The sequence below is a fragment of the uncultured Nostoc sp. genome, from assembly GCF_937863485.1.
In the GTDB taxonomy this organism is placed as follows: domain Bacteria; phylum Cyanobacteriota; class Cyanobacteriia; order Cyanobacteriales; family Nostocaceae; genus Nostoc.
Genome location: NZ_CALMFY010000217.1, coordinates 66,441 through 68,644, shown reverse-complemented (window position 1 = coordinate 68,644; position 2,204 = coordinate 66,441). Strand labels below are relative to the sequence as shown.

2 protein-coding genes are annotated in these 2,204 nt (G+C 38.6%); both read right to left on the bottom strand.

The genetic code is table 11. The features are described from left to right. Positions 1-27 precede the first annotated feature (27 nt). Complete coding sequence (locus tag Q0541_RS29740) at positions 28-216, bottom strand: hypothetical protein (RefSeq protein ID WP_298919697.1); 189 nt, start codon at positions 214-216, stop codon at positions 28-30. A gap of 83 nt (positions 217-299) precedes the next feature. Then, complete coding sequence (locus Q0541_RS29735) at positions 300-1,832, bottom strand: protein kinase (protein WP_298919696.1); 1,533 nt, start codon at positions 1,830-1,832, stop codon at positions 300-302. Positions 1,833-2,204 lie beyond the last annotated feature (372 nt).

Genomic DNA, 2,204 nt, shown 5'->3' with positions numbered 1-2,204 from the left:
TGTATTAGAGTGAGTTTCTAAATTTCTCTAATCAATAAAGTTCTTTGGTCGTGCTCTTTCAGGAGTTGGAGTTGCTGGAGGTTGGTCTGGAGTTGCCGGAGTTTGGCTTGGTTGTTCCTGCTGTGCTACAGTTACCTGTGGCAGAATAACTATACCAAAGCTGGCGAATAAAAGTAACCAAGCAGTAGAAACAATGAATTTCGATTTTTGTTTCATTTTTCGTTAATAAAGCGGATTTACATTCAATATTAATATTTATCATTCTTAAGTCATATTACATATACTACATAAAAGTTTTTTTATTTATTACATGACAAATTGCTTCCTGGCAATTTTCCATTCTGCCAAATTCCACTCTTAAAAGAGCCATTTAGAAATTGAAATATTCCTTGACCTTCACATGTCCCAGCTTTAAAATTGCCTCGATACTCATTACCATCTTTCCATCTAATTTTTCCTAGACCCTCAAATTTATCGTTGACAAATTGACCTATATAATCTTTATAAAAACTGCTGCTTGGGGGATATAAAAATATGCCACAACCATTGCGCTTACTCTTGTTGAATTCTCCATCGTATCGACTACCATTCTTAAATATCATTACTCCCTTACCAAATAGGTTGTTATTTTTATCTATAGCCCCATAATATTTAGTACCATCTGGAAATTTTCTATCGGGTTTTCTAGTTGAGGGAAGTGAAGTTAGTTCCGAACTGCAAGGTAGGGAAATAAATTGTTCAGTTTTTTCTGGTATTTGGGGAGATCGCTGTTTGGGAAAATCAGTTTTTTCTGTTATTTGGGGAGATTGCTGTTTAGGAAAATCAGTTTTTTCTGTTATTTGGGGAGATTGCTGTTTGGAAAAATAAGATAATGCAAGCATCGCCGCTACTCCTGCTCCAATTACAGTTCCAGCTAAAACTATCCGATTAAATCCAAATATCCGCCTGTTTGTTGATTTTGGCTTTACAGGAGAAACTAAATAAGTTGAAGCTACGATGCGAGTCGGAGATGTTGAGGACACCAGTGCTTCTAACGCCTCTGCTGCTGACTGGTAGCGTTGGGTAAAGTTGTAACGCACCATTTTTGTTAAGATATCAGCTAGGCGATCGCTGACATTTGTCCAATGACGCCAGATAATTTCCCCACTTGCATCTTCTGAGAATTCTTGAGGTATTCTACCTGTCAAAGCTTGAATAGCAACAATCCCCACTGCAAAGATATCGCTAGACAGCCTTGGCCTAGAACTAGCTTGCTCATTAGGCATATAACCATTGGAGCCAATGATTATAGTCGAAGTCACTCGACCTTGAGTATTTTGTGCTAAACCTTCAATTTCTTTAACTGCTCCAAAGTCAATCAGCATAATCTTGCCATCCTTGCGCCGGCGCATCAAGTTTTGCGGCTTGATATCTCGGTGGATAATATTCTGCTGATGTACCACTACTAAAACTTCAAGAATTTCCTGCAACAGTTGAACAACTTCAGCTTCACCCCACGGCTGGTCAAGAATTATCTCTGTAGACAAGTCACGTCCATCCACAAATTCTTGTACTAAATAAAATTCCCCATTTTCTTCAAAATGAGCGAATAATTTGGGTATTTGCTTGCTCAGGTTACCTAAGCGATATAAAACTTCTGCCTCTTTTTCAAATAATCGTCTAGCGATTGGTAAAACTGCTGTATCGGAGGTTTTCGGTTTTAAGTGTTTGACAACACACCTGGGCTTGTTAGGCAAATCTAAATCTTCAGCTAAATAGGTATCACCGAACCCACCGCTTCCTAAAAGCCCTACGATTTTATAGTGGTTGCGGAGAACTGTATTTATCGGCATCCATCTTACTCCGTAGGATGTTGTTGGCTTGATTGTATCACTTTGGCTGCCAATTGCTATTTGGCAAGAAAATGAAATAAAGGAAAAAATATTTGCGAGTTATCATCGCGAATTAAGCGGACTATACAAATGCTGCTCATAACTGAGAAAGTTATGGCGGTCAGAGAGAATGGTTAAAACAAATATTGGTACTACAAGTTATAAATGCATCAGCCGTATTTTCAATGCGCGATATGATCAAAACTAAGTACAGTTTTGCATAAAAGCGTAGCGTTTTTAATGCAGGGGGATGCATTGGCATTGCAGGGGGACACATTAACATTGTATCGGGATGCATTGGCATTGCAGGGGAACGCATTAACATTGTATCGG